General features: G+C 64.9%; 15 protein-coding genes, 4 tRNA genes and 1 pseudogene. 11 read left to right on the forward strand and 9 right to left on the reverse strand.

Annotation, left to right across the window (positions count from 1 at the left end; genetic code table 11):
* Nucleotides 1-5 precede the first annotated feature (5 nt).
* From KR541_RS04575 to KR541_RS04590, 4 genes are all read left to right on the forward strand, one after another.
* On the forward strand, nucleotides 6-929 hold the full coding sequence (locus KR541_RS04575; protein WP_050011583.1) for a YicC/YloC family endoribonuclease: 924 nt from the start codon (nucleotides 6-8) through the stop codon (nucleotides 927-929).
* Nucleotides 930-1037: 108 nt separating this feature from the next.
* Nucleotides 1038-1721, forward strand: a complete 684-nt coding sequence (gmk, locus tag KR541_RS04580; RefSeq protein WP_050011582.1) for a guanylate kinase — start codon at nucleotides 1038-1040, stop codon at nucleotides 1719-1721.
* A 58-nt stretch (nucleotides 1722-1779) separates the two neighbouring features.
* Nucleotides 1780-1983, forward strand: a complete 204-nt coding sequence (gene rpoZ, locus KR541_RS04585) for a DNA-directed RNA polymerase subunit omega (RefSeq protein ID WP_006025620.1) — start codon at nucleotides 1780-1782, stop codon at nucleotides 1981-1983.
* A 63-nt stretch (nucleotides 1984-2046) separates the two neighbouring features.
* Nucleotides 2047-4413, forward strand: a complete 2367-nt coding sequence (locus KR541_RS04590; protein WP_050011581.1) for a RelA/SpoT family protein — start codon at nucleotides 2047-2049, stop codon at nucleotides 4411-4413.
* Nucleotides 4414-4610: 197 nt separating this feature from the next.
* Here KR541_RS04590 and KR541_RS04595 read toward each other — a convergent pair.
* The 3 genes from KR541_RS04595 to KR541_RS04605 form a co-directional block, all read right to left on the reverse strand.
* A tRNA-Arg gene (locus KR541_RS04595) sits at nucleotides 4611-4687 on the reverse strand.
* A gap of 61 nt (nucleotides 4688-4748) precedes the next feature.
* Nucleotides 4749-4825: transfer RNA gene (locus KR541_RS04600), tRNA-Arg, on the reverse strand.
* Between the two features lie 66 nt (nucleotides 4826-4891).
* A tRNA-Arg gene (locus tag KR541_RS04605) sits at nucleotides 4892-4968 on the reverse strand.
* A 129-nt stretch (nucleotides 4969-5097) separates the two neighbouring features.
* Between KR541_RS04605 and greB the strand changes: the two genes are divergently transcribed.
* The gene (gene greB / locus KR541_RS04610; protein WP_006476618.1) at nucleotides 5098-5661 is read left to right on the forward strand and encodes a transcription elongation factor GreB; all 564 of its coding nucleotides are present in this window, start codon (nucleotides 5098-5100) and stop codon (nucleotides 5659-5661) included.
* Between the two features lie 83 nt (nucleotides 5662-5744).
* Here greB and KR541_RS04615 read toward each other — a convergent pair whose 3' ends face one another.
* On the reverse strand, nucleotides 5745-6890 hold the full coding sequence (locus KR541_RS04615; protein ID WP_050011580.1) for a porin: 1146 nt from the start codon (nucleotides 6888-6890) through the stop codon (nucleotides 5745-5747).
* A 535-nt stretch (nucleotides 6891-7425) separates the two neighbouring features.
* Nucleotides 7426-7698: a hypothetical protein gene (locus KR541_RS04620; protein WP_050011579.1), complete on the reverse strand. Its 273-nt coding sequence runs from the start codon at nucleotides 7696-7698 to the stop codon at nucleotides 7426-7428.
* Between KR541_RS04620 and KR541_RS04625 the strand changes: the two genes are divergently transcribed.
* The 3 genes from KR541_RS04625 (at nucleotide 7697) to KR541_RS04635 (ending at nucleotide 9564) form a co-directional block, all read left to right on the forward strand.
* On the forward strand, nucleotides 7697-7861 hold the full coding sequence (locus tag KR541_RS04625; protein WP_160300489.1) for a hypothetical protein: 165 nt from the start codon (nucleotides 7697-7699) through the stop codon (nucleotides 7859-7861). The genes KR541_RS04620 and KR541_RS04625 overlap by 2 nt on opposite strands.
* Before the next feature lie 230 nt (nucleotides 7862-8091).
* Nucleotides 8092-8295 carry a cold-shock protein gene (locus tag KR541_RS04630; protein WP_027783827.1) on the forward strand — a complete coding sequence of 68 codons (204 nt, stop codon included), beginning with the start codon at nucleotides 8092-8094 and terminating at the stop codon, nucleotides 8293-8295.
* Between the two features lie 141 nt (nucleotides 8296-8436).
* A complete protein-coding gene (locus KR541_RS04635; protein WP_050011578.1) occupies nucleotides 8437-9564 on the forward strand; it encodes an exonuclease domain-containing protein in 1128 nt (375 codons plus the stop codon).
* Nucleotides 9565-9593: 29 nt separating this feature from the next.
* Here KR541_RS04635 and KR541_RS04640 read toward each other — a convergent pair whose 3' ends face one another.
* Nucleotides 9594-10184, reverse strand: a complete 591-nt coding sequence (locus tag KR541_RS04640; RefSeq protein ID WP_050011577.1) for a chorismate mutase — start codon at nucleotides 10182-10184, stop codon at nucleotides 9594-9596.
* 223 nt (nucleotides 10185-10407) lie between these two features.
* Nucleotides 10408-10554 carry a hypothetical protein gene (locus tag KR541_RS04645; RefSeq protein WP_009690993.1) on the reverse strand — a complete coding sequence of 49 codons (147 nt, stop codon included), beginning with the start codon at nucleotides 10552-10554 and terminating at the stop codon, nucleotides 10408-10410.
* A 197-nt stretch (nucleotides 10555-10751) separates the two neighbouring features.
* On the opposite strand from KR541_RS04645, the gene KR541_RS04650 reads away from it, so the two are divergent.
* The 3 genes and pseudogenes from KR541_RS04650 to KR541_RS36645 all read left to right on the forward strand — a co-directional run.
* Nucleotides 10752-11141 (forward strand): DUF2946 domain-containing protein, encoded by a 390-nt coding sequence (locus KR541_RS04650; RefSeq protein WP_050011576.1) that lies wholly within the window; start codon nucleotides 10752-10754, stop codon nucleotides 11139-11141.
* Nucleotides 11142-11272: 131 nt separating this feature from the next.
* Complete coding sequence (locus KR541_RS04655; RefSeq protein WP_216089390.1) at nucleotides 11273-13654, forward strand: TonB-dependent receptor; 2382 nt, start codon at nucleotides 11273-11275, stop codon at nucleotides 13652-13654.
* Nucleotides 13655-13738: 84 nt separating this feature from the next.
* Nucleotides 13739-13837 (forward strand): annotated as a pseudogene (locus tag KR541_RS36645) (TlpA family protein disulfide reductase); the annotation flags it as partial.
* Between the two features lie 79 nt (nucleotides 13838-13916).
* Here the strand turns inward: KR541_RS36645 and KR541_RS04660 are convergent.
* Both KR541_RS04660 and KR541_RS04665 read right to left on the reverse strand, forming a co-directional pair.
* Complete coding sequence (locus tag KR541_RS04660) at nucleotides 13917-14171, reverse strand: GlsB/YeaQ/YmgE family stress response membrane protein (RefSeq protein WP_006476609.1); 255 nt, start codon at nucleotides 14169-14171, stop codon at nucleotides 13917-13919.
* 957 nt (nucleotides 14172-15128) lie between these two features.
* Nucleotides 15129-15204 (reverse strand) — tRNA-Thr (locus KR541_RS04665).
* Nucleotides 15205-15369 lie beyond the last annotated feature (165 nt).

Here is a 15369-nt window from a genome sequence, read left to right on the forward strand (position 1 = left end):
GAACCATGATCTACAGCATGACGGGCTACGCGAGCGCGACGCGCGAACTCACGACGGCCGCCGGCAACGGCGGCACCAGCGTGTCGGTCGAACTGCGCACCGTGAACTCGCGCTTCCTCGATCTCAATTTCCGGATGCCGGACGACGTGCGCGCGTGCGAACCCGCGCTGCGCGAAATGCTGATGAACAAACTGTCGCGCGGCAAGGTCGACGTGCGCATCAACCTGCAGCGCGGCGAGCAAAGCATCGGCGCGGGCGCGCTGAACCAGTCGGCGCTCGGCCAGCTTGCCGATCTCGAACGCGCGGTGCTCGATTCGTTCCCGGGCGTCGGCCGTCTGCGCGCGGGTGAAATCCTGCGCTGGCCCGGCGTGCTCGCCGAGGCCGGCGTGTCGGCCGACGCGATCCGCGACGCCGTGCTCGCCTGCGGCAAGGAAGCGATCGGCGAGCTCGTCGTCGTGCGTTCGCGCGAAGGCGCGCAACTGGCGACGATGCTGCTGTCGAACGTCACCGAGATGGAGGCGATCGTCGCGCGCATCACGCCGCTCGTACCGGAGCTGATCGCGAAGCACCAGCAGAAGATCGTCGAGCGGCTGCAGGAAGCGCTCGGCCTCGCGGCGCCCGAAGGCGGCTCGACGGTCGTCACGCGCGAGGAAGCCGCGGAGCGCATCCGTCAGGAAGTGACGATGTACGGGATCCGGATCGACATCGCGGAAGAACTGTCGCGGCTCACCGCGCACCTGAACGAAACGCGTCACGTGATCGAGAAGGGCGGCCGCGTCGGCAAGCGTCTCGATTTCATGATGCAGGAACTGAATCGCGAAGCGAACACGCTCGGCTCGAAGGCGGCGGCGAAGGAATTGGCCGACGCGTCGATGGCGCTGAAGCTGCTGATCGAGCAGATGCGCGAGCAAGTGCAAAACCTGGAGTAAAGAGATGAAACGACCCCCACGCTCACTACGTTCGCTTGGGGGGGCGCAGCCCCCCCATCCTTCGAAAGCCGATTCATGCGGATGTGGCCAGGCCCGGCGGAGGCTGTCATGACCGAATCCACCCGCGACGGCCACGCGTCGCATTCGCTGCACGGCGGCGTCTATCCCGGTAACCTGTTCATGGTCGTCGCGCCGTCGGGCGCCGGCAAGTCGACGCTCGTGAATGCGCTGCTGTCGAAGGACAGCGACATCTGCCTGTCGATCTCGTACACGACGCGCAAGCCGCGCCCGGGCGAGCAGGACGGCCAGCACTACCACTTCACGACCGTCGACGATTTCCGCGCGCGTCACGCGGCGCACGAATTTCTCGAGAGCGCGGAAGTGCACGGCAACTACTACGGCACGTCGCGCGTCTGGATCGAAGAGCAGATGAAGAACGGCCACGACGTGCTGCTCGAAATCGACTGGCAGGGTGCGTTGCAGGTGAAGAAGCAGTTCCGCAACGCGGTCGGCATCTTCATCCTGCCGCCGTCGCTCGACGCGCTCGAGGAACGCCTGAAGAAGCGCGGCCAGGACGAGCCGAACGTGATCACGCGACGCCTGCTGGCCGCCGGCAGCGAGATCGCACACGCGTCGGAAGCGGAATACGTGGTGATCAACGAGAATTTCGAACGCGCGCTCGCGGAACTCGAATGCATCGTCGCGGCGACGCGCCTGCGTTTTGCTTCGCAGTACGCGCGACACGCGGAGCTGTTCATCGAGCTCGGCATCCATCTGCCCCACGCGGAATGACGCGGGGCACGAGGGACATAAGGTAGAATAAGGACTATATTCAGAAGGAATTACCAACATGGCTCGCATTACCGTCGAAGACTGCCTGAAGCAAATCCCGAATCGCTTCGAACTGGCGCTCGCCGCCACCTATCGCGCGCGGCAGCTCGCGCAAGGCCATACGCCGAAGATCGAAAGCCGCGACAAGCCGACCGTCGTCGCGCTGCGCGAAATCGCCGCCGGCCAGGTCGGCGTCGAGATGCTGAAGAAGGTGCCGGTGTAACGCGCATCCGGCCCGTTCCAGCCATGTAGTCCACGCGCGCAACGACTCGACCTGGAGGCGAATATGAGCACCACCCCATCGTCCGCCTCCGCGGATTCGACCACCGAAGCCACGGCCCAGTCGCCTGCGCGCCAGTACATCGACGCGGTCCTCGAACAGTCCTTCCGGCATCTGTTCGGGCCGACCGCCACGCCGGAGCAACCGCGCAAGCACGGCGTCGTTTCGATCGCGAAACTGACGGCCGCGCTTGCCGAGTATCTCGCTCCGGACGAAATCAAAGAGGTCAAGGCGGCGTTCCACTTCAGCGACGAAGCCCACCTCGGTCAATATCGCCAGAGCGGCGAACCCTACATCACCCATCCCGTCGCCGTTGCGGAAATCTGCGCCGGCTGGAAGCTCGACGCACAGGCCGTGATGGCCGCGTTGCTGCACGACGTGATGGAAGACCAGGGCGTGACCAAGAACGAGCTGGCCGAGCGGTTCGGCCCGAAGGTCGCCGAACTGGTCGACGGCCTGTCGAAGCTCGACAAGATGGAATTCCGCAGCCGCGAGGAAGCGCAGGCGGAAAACTTCCGCAAGATGCTGCTCGCGATGGCGCGCGACGTGCGCGTGATTCTCGTCAAGCTCGCCGACCGCCTGCACAACATGCGCACGCTCGGCGCGGTGCCGATGGAAAAGCGCCGCCGCGTCGCGCGCGAAACGCTCGACATCTACGCGCCGATCGCGCACCGGCTCGGGTTGAACAACACGTATCGCGAGCTGCAGGACATGAGCTTCGCGAACTTCAACCCGCATCGCTACGCGACGCTCGAGAAGGCCGTGAAGGCCGCGCGCGGCAACCGCCGCGAAGTGATCAGCAAGATCCTCGAGGCCGCGCAGCGCGCGATGGCCGACGCGAAGATCGACGCCGAGATCACCGGCCGCGAGAAGACCATCTACAGCGTCTACCGCAAGATGCGCGACAAGCAACTGTCGTTCTCGCAGGTGCTCGACGTGTACGGCTTTCGGGTCGTCGTCGACGGCCCGCTCGACTGCTACACGTGCATCGGCGCGCTGCACGCACTGTACAAGCCCGTACCCGGCAAGTTCAAGGATTACATCGCGATCCCGAAGATCAACGGCTATCAGTCGCTGCACACGACGCTCGTCGGCCCGTTCGGCGCGCCGATCGAGTTCCAGGTACGCACGCGCAAGATGCACGAGATCGCCGAGGCAGGGGTCGCCGCGCACTGGCTGTACAAGAACGGCAGCGCCGATCTCAGCGACGTGCAGAAGCGCGCGCACCAGTGGCTGAAGTCGCTGCTCGACATCCAGAGCGAAGCGGGCGATTCGAGCGAATTCCTCGAGCACGTGAAAATCGACCTGTTCCCGGATGCGGTCTACGTGTTCACGCCGAAGTCGAAGATCATGGCGCTGCCGCGCGGCGCGACGGCGCTCGATTTCGCGTATTCGATCCACAGCGATCTCGGCAACCAGTGCGTGGCCGTGAAGATCAACAACGAGCTGCTGCCGCTGCGCACCGAGCTGAAAAGCGGCGACATCGTCGAGGTGATCACCGCGCCGTATTCGAAGCCGAACCCCGCGTGGCTCGGCTTCGTGCGTACCGGCAAGGCGCGCTCGGCGATCCGCCACTACCTGAAGACGATGCGCCTGAACGAGTCCGTGCAACTGGGCGAGCGGCTCGTCGACCAGAGCCTGAAGGGCTACGGTCTCGCGCTGGCCGACGTCGAGCCGGAGGTGTGGGAGAAGCTCGTGCAGTGGACGGGCAACAAGAGTCGTCAGGAAATTTTCGCGGATATCGGCCTCGGTCGTCGCGTCGCCGCGGTGATGGCCAAGCGCATCGAAGTGTTGATGAGCGGCCGCGACGCGGACGACGATCTGCCGAAGTCCGAGCGGCATCCCGCGCATCATGCGCCGCCGGTCGTGATTACCGGCACCGAAGGGATGTCCGTGCAGTTGTCAGCATGCTGCCGCCCGATCCCGGGCGATGCGATCATGGGTTACATCGGCATCGGTCTGGGCATGGCGATTCATACGACGGATTGCCGTGTCGCGCAGCGCATCCATCGCCGCGATCCGGGCCGCTGGATCGACGTCGAATGGGCGCCGCAGCCGGGCCGCCTGTTCGATGTCGCGGTGAAGGCGCTCGTGAAGAACACGAAGGGCATCTTCGCGCGCGTCGCGGCGGACATCACGTCGGCCGACGCGAACATCGTTCATATCGCGATGGACGAGGATCTGACGCACGAGTCGACGGTGCTGCGCTTCGTGATCCAGGTCAGCGACCGCGTGCATCTCGCGAACGTGATGCGGCGCGTGAGAACCAATCCGGACGTGATGCGGATCATGCGCGAGCGTTCGACCGACGACGGCGCGCATGCACGCCATGACGGCGGCATGCGTATCGAGCGCGAGCGGCAGGATTACTGACGTTGACGCGCGGCGGTGGGCGCGGGCGGATTCGATGATCGACGGACGGCGGCTTATGGCCGCCGTTTTCATTGGGGCTGTCGAAAGCGCGTGCGATGATGCCGGCGCTTTGCCGAGCGCGTGCGGGGTGAGGGTGCGAACGAGGGAGGCGGGCGCAAAAAGAAAAAGGGCTTTCCCGGAGGAAAGCCCTTTTAAGGTGGCGCGGCTGGCAGGATTCGAACCCACGACCCCTTGGTTCGTAGCCAAGTACTCTATCCAACTGAGCTACAGCCGCACGCAAAACGGTACTGCTTCAACTGTCGGAACCTTCTGCGATGGGAAGGCCCCCAAAAAAGTGGCGCGGCTGGCAGGATTCGAACCCACGACCCCTTGGTTCGTAGCCAAGTACTCTATCCAACTGAGCTACAGCCGCACGCAACAACAAACTTCTACTGCTTCGAACTGAAAGGGCCTTCGGTTCGGAAGGCCCTCGAAAAAGTGGCGCGGCTGGCAGGATTCGAACCCACGACCCCTTGGTTCGTAGCCAAGTACTCTATCCAACTGAGCTACAGCCGCACGCAGAAGCGGAAGTATAGCAGAGTCGTATAAAAAGGGAAGCCTTATTCGCGAATTTGGTGCCATGGCCTTGGCCGGCCGCCCATCGTGTACCCTTGAGGGATCAGTCATCCACGTTGAATCTGCATCATGAACAAGGCGTTTGTCAAAGAGTCGGACGGTGACGACGACGATCTCGACCAGGCTCAACCCGCGATTCCGGCGGGCGCGAAGAACTACATCACGCCGGCTGGCCACAAGCGGCTGAGGGACGAGTTGCTGAACCTGATCGACGTCGAACGTCCCGAGGTCGTGCGGCTCGTGTCGTGGGCGGCCTCGAACGGCGACCGGTCGGAAAACGGCGACTATATCTACGGCAAGCGGCGGCTTCGCGAGATCGATCGCCGCATCCGCTTCCTGACGAAGCGGCTCGACCTTGCGGAAGTCGTCGACGCGAGCCGGCAGGAGAACGTCGACCAGGTGTTCTTCGGCGCGACGGTCGATTACGAGACGCCGGACGGCGAGGATCACACGGTGACGATCGTCGGGATCGACGAGGTCGATCTCGACCGCGGCTGCGTCAGCTGGATCTCGCCGGTCGCGCGTGCGCTGATCAAGGCGAAGATCGGCGACACCGTCACGCTGATGACGCCGGCCGGCCCGCAGCCGATCGACATACTCGACGTCCGGTATCCGGCGCGGGGCGACGCCTGACTGGCGGCCCGCGCGCCGCGACCAGGAAAAAGCGCCCCGATGGGGCGCTTCGTCTTTCGGCGTATGGCGAACGGGCCGGTCGCTCAGAAGCGGTGACGCAGGCCGGCCGTGACCGCGATCTGCTTGTTGGTCGACGACGCGGCGCCCAAGCCGTTGATGTTGGCGCCGAGGTCCAGTCCGTCGGTGTTGACCTTCTGGAACTCGCCCTGCAGGTACACGTCGGTGCGCTTCGACAGCGCGTAGTCGGCTTGCAGGTTGAACTGGTGCCAGGTCGGCTTGTCGCCGGACAGGCGGCCCTGGGTGTACGTGTAGGAGCCGGCGAACGACAGGGCCGGCGTCAGCGCGTAGCGGCCGTTGACCTCATAGTTGCTGAAGCGCCCGGTATCGCCGAGGCCCGTGATGCCGCCCGCCACGCCCGATTGGCCGGCGCTGATCGCGCGAAGGCCGGTCAGGCGCGTCTGGGTGAACACGAAGCCGACCGTGGCGGGGCCGAACCCGTAATTGAGGCCGGCGCCCCAGGTGCGCTGCACGCGCGACGCGAAGGTCCAGTCGCCGGTGACCGCGCCCGGATCGGACGCGGCCTGCGCGAGCGCGTTCACGTCGCTGTTCAACTGCAAGTAGGCCGCGGCAAGGTTGAAGCCGAGGTAGCTGTACGACACGCCGCCGCTGTACGCGCGGTTGTTCGCGAACGCCGACGAGTTGGAGAATCCGTACAACGCACCGAACTTGAGGCCGCCGTAGTTCGCGCTCTGATACTTGACCGAGTTGTTGATCCGGAACGAGTTGTTGAGGTTGTCGTTGTCGAACGGGTGGGCAAACTGGGTGCCGCCATACTGGGTACCGGTCAGCGACAGCGGCCCGAGATAGTCGACGACGCTGTCGTACTGCCGGCCCAGCGTCAGCGAACCGTAGGTGTTGTGCGCAAGCCCGACGAACGCTTGCCGGCCGAATTCGCGACCGTTCTGCTTCAGCGCGCCGTTGTTGATGCCGAAACCGTTTTCCAGCGTGAAGATGGCTTTCAGGCCGTCGCCGAGATCTTCGGTGCCGCGCAAGCCCCAGCGGCTGCCGTTGATCGAACCGCTCGTTTCCTGCCAGGCGCTGTGGCCGCCCTGATTGTTCGTGTAAGTGATGCCTGCGTCGATCAGGCCGTACAGCGTCACGCTGCTTTGTGCATGGGCGGCGGTAACGAATACACCCGACAACGCGGCGACGATCAGGGTCTTGTTCATGGATCTGTCTCCAAACACGATGATGTCGATCGAACTTGGGGCGGACGGCCGTGCTTTGTTTGATGCTGTCGCCGGCGCCGCAGAACGGCGGTGCGCGTATCAGAAATCCATTTGCAGTGTACGAAGTGTACGAAGTGTACGAAGTGTACGAAGTGTACGAAGTGTGCGGAGCGAGGGCGGTTCACGCTTTAAGAAACAGTGTGTTTTGAAATCCGCAAAAATCGGGAAAGTCGCGCAACCGATTGCCACGCAAGGGTTCGCTGCGGCGCAGCAAATGGAAATAACGATCAGGACTGCTAGAGGGCGTTGCGCGTTTGCGACGGACGGTCAGCGGCCGGCGGGAGCGGCTATAGCCCGATTATTGACACATCGGCAATAGAGGTTTGTGTGGAGCATGGATAATGAAAGGTGGTTCTCTCGCTATACTGCGATCTCTGCTTTCCGAAGCAGACTTTTTCGTTGACGGAAAAGATCTCCAAACCTTTGTCGGCGCGACTTCCCAGTCGCGCTTTTTTTTGCCCGGCCGCTCAGCGCGCTACGACGTGTACGAGCGGCGCTTGCGCTGGCGCTTGCCCGCAGGCGCGGCATCCTCTGCTTCGATCGGCGGCGGCGTGTTGGTCCAGTCTTCCATCACGTAGTGACGGGCATCCAGAGGCGATGCGAGCAGGTTCTGCCAGTGATCGCCGTGCCACGTCATATCGAACTCGGTATCGCACGGCGCTTCGCGCGCGGACTCGGCCAGGGCGCGGGACTTGCGACGTACGCGTCCGAGCCGGCTCGCGAAGCGCTTGATTCCGTCCAGCCACATGACCCTCTCCTTCCTTTCAGCGTTGATTCAGGATCGCAACGTCGCCCGATTTCTGCAACCCGAAAAAACCCGAGGATTTTACCGGGTCGATTTGTCCCCGGTAGAAATTTCGCTTCCGGCGATTATTAGCGATCCGATCCCGGTAATGTTGACAGGTTTTTGATGCGAATCAATTAATCATTGGTGACGGTGTACCGATTCCAGTGGTATTCGCGTCTTTTCAAGAAAGCAGTGGCTAAAAATTTTCTTGACGCACCCGGATTGTCCAATTTATAAAGTGAGCACTCCGTCCTCGGGCGGCGTGCTGGTGTGGGTGCTGGCGCAATGTTTCGGGATTTCGGGAAACGGCTATAAAAATAGCTTTTTTGATCTTATCGAGTGGGGAAAGAAGACATGGATACCGGTATCGTGAAATGGTTTAACGATGCTAAAGGTTTTGGATTTATTACGTCGGACAATGGCGGTGAAGATTTGTTTGCGCACTTTTCCGAAATCCGGATGGACGGCTTCAAGACGTTGAAAGAAAACCAGCGTGTTTCGTTCGAGGTCAAAGTCGGACCGAAAGGCAAGCAGGCAGCGAATATCCAGGCGGTCTGACGCGCCACGCATTGCCGATCACGTCCGGCCCCCGCATCGCGGGGGCTTTTTGTTTTCGGGGGGACGGAGCGAGCCGGTCCGGGCTGGCCCGAGTACGCATGCCGGTGCATACTCACGGAAGCATCGTTTCCCTGTCTTTTCATGTCCGATTCCGTTCCGTCCGATCCCGCCAGCGAGCAGCCGCTCGTCTTCGTCGACCTTGAAACCACCGGCGGCTCGTCCGCCGACCACCGCATTACCGAAATCGGCGTGGTCGAAATCGGACCGCTCGGCGTGTCGACGTGGACGAGCCTCGTCAATCCGGGGCAGGCGATTCCGCCGTTCATCCAGCAACTGACGGGCATCTCGGACGCGATGGTGCGCGATGCGCCGACGTTCGCATCGCTCGCGCCGGCGCTGTTCGAGCGGCTCGACGGGAAGCTGTTCGTCGCGCACAACGCGAGCTTCGACCGCGGCTTCCTGCGCGCCGAATTCGAGCGCGCCGGCCTGGCGTTCAATCCCGACGTGCTCTGTACGGTGCGGCTGTCGCGCGCGTTGTTTCCGCGCGAATCGCGGCACGGGCTCGATGCGTTGATCGAACGGCATGGGCTCGTTCCGGCCGCGCGTCACCGGGCGCTGGCCGATGCCGACCTGATCTGGCAGTTCTGGCGCCAGTTGCACGACATCGTGCCGCTCGAGCGGCTGCGCGACCAGATCGCGCGCACGACGCGCCACTTCCGTCTGGGCGGCGATCTGACCGAGGCCTGGCTGGATACCGCGCCGGCAGGGTGCGGCGCGTATGCGCTGTTCGGGGAGCGTGACGAAGCGCTGTATGTGGGTCGTAGCGTGCGCGTGCGGCAGCGGCTGCGCGCGCTGCTGACCGGCGAGCGCCGCTCGTCGAAGGAAATGCGGCTCGCGCAGCAGGTGCGGCGCGTCGAATGGCGCGAGACCGGCAACGAGCTGGGGGCGATGTTGGCCGAAGCGCAATGGATCGCCCGGTTGCGCCCGTCGTACAATCGGCGCCCCACGGCCGACGCCGTCCGCGCGGGCAGTGCGCCCTGGCCGTTCGAAGGCGCGGTCGCCTTCGAGGCGGACGGCGAGCGCCGCCTGTTTCATGTGATCGATGGCTGGTGCTATCTCGGTTCGGCGGACTCGCTCGATGCGGCTGCGCGGCTCGCGGCCGACGCGGCGGGCGGCGTGTTCGAACCCTTCACCCATCGCCTGCTGCAGACGCATCTCGCGCGCGGCCTGCAGGTGATTCCGCTCGCGGCGCTGACCGCCGCGGACTGAGCGCCGCCGGGCGATCCGTGCCCGCCGCGTCAGCCGATCGCGCTGGCCCCGCCGGCGGAGCAGACATGCGACAGCGCGGTATCGAGTGCCCGCGTCTGCGTGGAATCGTAGCGCGTGAGCGTCTTCCAGTTCGCGATGCTGCGCGCGAGCCGCGCCTGGCAATCGGGCGCGTCGCGCAGCGGGGCGACCTGTGCGAGACCGGCGAGCATTTTCTGCGTCAGCCGATCGAGTGCCGGCCGCGTGCTGGTCGCGAGATCGGGCGGCGTGCCTTCCGGCGGCCGCGTCGCGCGCCAGGTCGCGAACAGTGCGTTCTGCACGTCCTTGCTTGCGGTGATCTGATCCTCGAAGAATGTGCGGGCGAAGGCGGGATCGACGCCGGCCTCGGTCGCGCGCTTTTCGACGGCAGTGAGCAGGGCCGCTTCGCGCGGCTGGTCTTCGATGGCCTTGTGATTCGCCCATTTCCATCGCGCGACCGGTTCGGCGAGCGCGAGGCGCTGCGACGCGAGCGCAACGACGTTGGTGAGGGCGGTGTCGTCGCCGTCTGCGCGGACGGCAGGCGACGAAAGGAGGGCGACGCCGAGTGCGGCGACAGCGACGCTGGCACGAATGGCTTGCTTCATCGGAACGATCAGGAGAGCCGGGCGGGCCGGACGTGGAAAACCAGAAGGATAGACGAAGACAGTCGCGCGGCGTAGCGTCGCGACAGGAGAATCAGCAGGCGAGCTGACCCGGCACCGTCAGGCTGTTGCAGCCCGGGTGCGAAGCGAATTGCGCGCGAAGCGCTAGGATGAACCGCACGATAGCGAGGGTCGACACGTGGCGGTTACAGAACCGGACCGGCGTTCACTTCGGCGAGTACAGCTTGTGCTGCTCGTCGAAGAATGCCCGAACGTGCTCGGGCAATTCGGCGAGGAATTCCACGCCGACGGGTTCCGGATCCGGGCTCATCACTTGCTCGGGCGGTGGCATGCGAGTCGGTCTTTCGTCCATGATCGTTTCTCCAGCAGGTTCAATGATTATCAACCTCGCGCTCGGATTTGTGCCAGCGGCGAATCGTTAGATTTTGTCTCTGTTGTATTAACGGCACATGCGCTCCGGCGCGAAGTGTGATGCCCGCTATCGCGCGCCGCGCGACGGCGACAATCGGGCCGCTTGCTATACTTGCGCGCACTTTTTCCTGGACCGCGATGAGACGAACGACGCGATGGATCGGCCTCGTATGGCTGGCGCTGGTACTGAACGTACTGTCGCCCGTCGTCGGCTACGCGCGTGTTGCGTCGAGCGGTTCCGGCGCGCTCACGCTCGAGTTGTGCAGTGCAGCGGGCGCGCGTCGGGTCGTGCTCGCGCAAGCGGGCGACGACCGCGACAGGTCGTCGTTCGACCACGCCGGCGTCCCGCATTGCGTGTACTGTCCCGGCTTCGCCGCGAACGTCGCGCTGGGCACGAGCCTGCCTGCGATGCCGGGCTTCGTACGCACGTTCGCGTATCGGATGGTCGCCCCGATCGTTCCCGATGTGCCCCGCAGGGGCATCCGTCTTGCGCAGCCGCGCGCCCCGCCTGAAAACGTTCCGGTCTGATTGATGTCCTTCGCGCGCCCCGGTGGCGCGTGAGCCGCCTGCGGCCTCGGCCCGCGCGTCGCGCCGTGCGTGCGTGCGCGGCTCGCGCCCCGTACCCGGCGGCGTCCGATCACGTTTTCAGGAAACCACTCATGTCGTCTACCCTTGCCGCGCGGTCGTCGCGCGGCCGGCTCGCGCTCGCATGCGCGGCCGCTTTCGCATGGCCGGCCGCCCACGCGGCTTCGACCGACGATGCCCGCGCCGACGCGGCCCATGGCGGTGGCATCGATCGTCCCGCCGCCGCCGCGGCGCCGGCGGCCGTCGGTGTCGCTGCAGCGGCCGTGGCGGTCGGCGATACGTTGACCGCCGTCAGCGTGACTGCGCAGCGGCAACCGGTCGACCCGGATACGCCGGCCGTCGTCGCGTCGATCACGCGCGAGCAGATCGATGCGCACACCAACGTCACCACGGAGGACGCGCTGAAGTACGCGCCGAACCTGATGGTCCGCAAGCGCTACATCGGCGACCGCAACAGCGTATTCGCGGGCCGCGACTTCAACGAACTACAGAGCGCGCGCGGGCTCGTCTATGCCGACGGCGTGCTGCTGTCGAACCTGCTCGGGTCGAGTTATGCGTACCCGCCGCGCTGGTCGCTGATTCCGCCCGACGACATCGCGCGCGTCGACGTGCTCTATGGCCCCTTTTCCGCACTGTATCCGGGCAATTCGATCGGCTCGACCGTGCTGCTCACCACGCGGCGCCCCGAACAGCTCGAGGCGTCGCTGTCGACGCAGTTCTTCACGCAGCGCTACCGCGACGGCTACGGGTTCGCGGACAGCTTCGGCGGCAATCACCAGACCGCGCGGATCGCGAACCGCGTCGGCCGGTTCTGGCTCGCGCTGTCGCTCGACCGGCTGGAGAACGACGGCCAGCCGATGCAGTACGCGAGCCCCAATTCGGCCTACAACCCGAAACTGGGCGCCGCCGTTCCCGTGACGGGCGCAGCGACCGACATCGGACCCAACGGCAAGCCGCGGACGATCGTCGGCGCACAGACGATCGAGCGGACCGAGCAGCTCAACGAGACGGTCCGGATCGGCTATGCGTTCACGGATCGTGTCGATGCGACGCTGACGCTCGGGCATTGGGAGAACCATTACCGGCAGCACGGCGAGACCTTCCTGCGCGATGCGACGGGCAATCCGGCGGCCGGCGCTCCGGTCTACGGCGGCAACGTGTCGATCGGCGGCCAGAACATGACGGTCGCGCCGAGCGCATTCGCGCCGCAGCGCGGCGACCAGGAGAACTGGCTGTATGCGCTCGGACTGAACGGCCGGCTCGAATCCGGCTGGCGGCTGTCGGGCGGGGTGTCCGCGTACGACGTGTCGCGCGACGTGCTGCGCGCGGCCTCGACCGTGCAGGGCGGGGCGGGCACGCTGTTCCAGGGCGACGGCACCGGCTGGCGCACGCTCGACCTGAAGGCCGAGGCGCCGGCAGTGAAGGGCCATACGTTCACGTTCGGCTATCACTACGACAACTACTTCCTGCGCAACGTCACGTACAACACGACCGACTGGCTGGCCGGGCCGACCACTTCGCTCGCGAGCGTCTATCGCGGCGACACGCGCACGCAGGCGCTGTTCGGGCAGGATGCGTGGCGCTTCGCGCCGGGCTGGCTTGCGACGCTCGGGCTGCGCTACGAGCGCTGGGACGCGTACGGCGGCGCGCTCGGCAATGCGAACGGCACGCTCGGCTACGCGGACCGCGGCGCGAATGCGCTGTCGCCGAAAGTCGCGCTGCAGTGGGATGCGACGCAGGTCTGGCGCTTCCGGCTGTCGTTCGCGACCGGCACGCGGTTCCCGACGGTCGGCGAACTGTTCCAGGGCACGATCTCGAACAACGCGATCGTCAACAACAACGCGAACCTGCGCCCGGAAAAGGCGATCGACTGGGACTTCACGGCCGAACGCGACGTGGGCGTCGGTGTCATGCGCGCGAGCGTGTTCCAGAGCGACCTGCGCGATTCGATCTACAGCCAGACGACGGTGTCGGGCGCGACCACCGTCACCAACATCTCGAACGTCGATCGCGTGCGGGTGCGCGGCGTCGAACTGGCGTTCAGCGGCGAAAACGTCGGGCTGCGCGGGCTCAACGTCGACGCGAACGTATCGGCGAGCAACGCGCAGATCCTCGCCGACGCCGCGAATCCGGCCTATGTCGGTTCGCGTTTCCCGCGCATTGCGCGCATGCGCGCGAACCTGCTCGCGTCATATCGCTTCGACGAGCACTGGCTCGCGAGCGTCGGCGTGCGCTACTCGGGCCGCCAGTTCAACACGCTCGACAACAGCGACGTGAATCCGGACGTCTACGGCGGCACGAGTTCGTTCACGGTCGTCGATCTGAAGGCGCGCTACCGCTTCGATCGTCACTGGACCGCGTCGGCCGGCATCGACAACCTGACGGACCGCCGCTATTACGTGTTCCACCCGTATCCGGGGCGTACTTTCTATGGAGAACTGAAATGGTCGCTGTGAAATCGCACGCGGCAGGCTACGCGCGGTGGCTTGCGGCGCCGTCGGCGGCCGGCGGGCACGAGGCGTCCGGCGTGCCGAACGGCACGGGCCGTGCGGATCGGGCGAGATGGAGTGCGTGAAGCGCGCAGTGGATTGCTGACGGCCGACGTGCTCGACGGCGGGTTGCGGCACGCGAAGGGTTGACGGGGTCGGCCGCGCGCGGCGAACGGGCCGCGCGCCGGCCCGATGCTAAAACGCGCCCGAAGGCGCGTGGAGAGAAACGTCAGGCCGCGCGTCTGAACAGCCGGATCACGAACAACAGGATCACCGCGCCGATGACCGCGACGATCACCGAGCCGATGAAGCCGCTGCCGATGCTGATGCCGAGCAGCCCGGCAAGCCAGCCGCCGATCACCGCGCCGACGATCCCGACGATGATGTCGACGATCAGCCCGAAGCCGCCGCCCTTCACGAGCAAGCCGGCGAGCCAGCCGGCGATCGCGCCGATGATGAGCCACATAATCAAGCCATGAGTCATGGTGGTCCTCTCCTTGGGTTGAGTCGAAATGACCGGGCACCGGCCGTTGCACGCCGCAAGCTGGTGGGTAGCGACATGCGGCCGTCGCGCCGCCCACGCAATGTAACGCGATAGACGGGTCAGGATCGTTAAGTAATGTTATGCACCCTTAAGCAGATTTTCCAGGGGATTCGTCTGCTCAGCGCATGTTCCGTGCGCGCTGGACGCATGGCGAAATGAGTCTGTAAGGATTGGCTATCGCTGAAGTCGTCCGCCGGGCACGTCATCGCTCAAGCGTTGTCGCTGGCAACGTGGCCTCGGGGCAGGCCGTCTACTGCATCGGCGATCAGGCGTCCAGATGGTCACGGCATCGCGAATCGCGTCGATCGACAGCCGTACGAACCGGCGGGAAGCGCGGCGCATCGCGTCGCTGATGCGGGGCATCGTATGGCACCGATTGGGGTAGCGCGTGACGTATCCGACGTCCACCCTCATTCGGTATCCTGATGGATTGGCTTCGGACGATGCTCCTGATGGATTGGCTTCGGACGATGCGTGTGGATGGAGCGGGAGATCGAGCGTGGCATCCATGTCGTCGGCGCGCGCGTCGTGCCGGCGGCTGGGCACGTGCCGGTCGGGACGCACGACAAAGGCGGTGCCGTTGCGTGGGCTGTCGAGGTCGGGCAAGTCGGTCGTCGTCGTCATGGCCGCCGCAGGCCGTGCGGCTACGCACGGCAAGGGATGGTCGATACGATCGGCCGGCGGCCGTTGAGTGCGTGGAAATGTCGAGCGGATGTTGCGCAGATAACCGCCGCCGCGATGATTGGCGCCGGACAGCTTGCGCGGGCGATTGCCGAATCCGTACGCGAAGATCGTACACGGCGTGATCGGTCGTGCGCGCCGGCGAACGACTTCAGGATTTCGACGCCGGAAAAGAGAAAAGGTCTGACAAGCGATGCTTGTCAGACCTTTATGTCTTGGTGCCGGAGATAGGAGTCGAACCTACGACCTTCGCATTACGAATGCGCTGCTCTACCAACTGAGCTACACCGGCAGCAGAGAAATGAAATTATATGGTGAAATCCGCGATCTTGGCAATAGGTTTTGCGAAATTTTTTTCAGCTTGCTGCGGCTGCTTCGCGAAACCCTCGATCCGGCGGACTTTCCGCTTTCACTTCACCGCGACGCGACCCGTCGGGGCCACATCGCGAAGGCGCGA

This window comes from Burkholderia sola, from assembly GCF_905400185.1.
Classification (GTDB): domain Bacteria; phylum Pseudomonadota; class Gammaproteobacteria; order Burkholderiales; family Burkholderiaceae; genus Burkholderia; species Burkholderia sola.

Coding starts and splice junctions, on each gene's coding strand:
- KR541_RS04575 (WP_050011583.1), top strand. CDS start 6: ATGATCTACAGCATGACGGGCTACGCGAGCGCGACGCGCGAACTCACG.
- gmk (WP_050011582.1), top strand. CDS start 1,038: ATGACCGAATCCACCCGCGACGGCCACGCGTCGCATTCGCTGCACGGC.
- rpoZ (WP_006025620.1), top strand. CDS start 1,780: ATGGCTCGCATTACCGTCGAAGACTGCCTGAAGCAAATCCCGAATCGC.
- KR541_RS04590 (WP_050011581.1), top strand. CDS start 2,047: ATGAGCACCACCCCATCGTCCGCCTCCGCGGATTCGACCACCGAAGCC.
- greB (WP_006476618.1), top strand. CDS start 5,098: ATGAACAAGGCGTTTGTCAAAGAGTCGGACGGTGACGACGACGATCTC.
- KR541_RS04615 (WP_050011580.1), bottom strand. CDS start 6,890: ATGAACAAGACCCTGATCGTCGCCGCGTTGTCGGGTGTATTCGTTACC.
- KR541_RS04625 (WP_160300489.1), top strand. CDS start 7,697: ATGACCCTCTCCTTCCTTTCAGCGTTGATTCAGGATCGCAACGTCGCC.
- KR541_RS04620 (WP_050011579.1), bottom strand. CDS start 7,698: ATGTGGCTGGACGGAATCAAGCGCTTCGCGAGCCGGCTCGGACGCGTA.
- KR541_RS04630 (WP_027783827.1), top strand. CDS start 8,092: ATGGATACCGGTATCGTGAAATGGTTTAACGATGCTAAAGGTTTTGGA.
- KR541_RS04635 (WP_050011578.1), top strand. CDS start 8,437: ATGTCCGATTCCGTTCCGTCCGATCCCGCCAGCGAGCAGCCGCTCGTC.
- KR541_RS04640 (WP_050011577.1), bottom strand. CDS start 10,184: ATGAAGCAAGCCATTCGTGCCAGCGTCGCTGTCGCCGCACTCGGCGTC.
- KR541_RS04645 (WP_009690993.1), bottom strand. CDS start 10,554: ATGGACGAAAGACCGACTCGCATGCCACCGCCCGAGCAAGTGATGAGC.
- KR541_RS04650 (WP_050011576.1), top strand. CDS start 10,752: ATGAGACGAACGACGCGATGGATCGGCCTCGTATGGCTGGCGCTGGTA.
- KR541_RS04655 (WP_216089390.1), top strand. CDS start 11,273: ATGTCGTCTACCCTTGCCGCGCGGTCGTCGCGCGGCCGGCTCGCGCTC.
- KR541_RS04660 (WP_006476609.1), bottom strand. CDS start 14,171: ATGACTCATGGCTTGATTATGTGGCTCATCATCGGCGCGATCGCCGGC.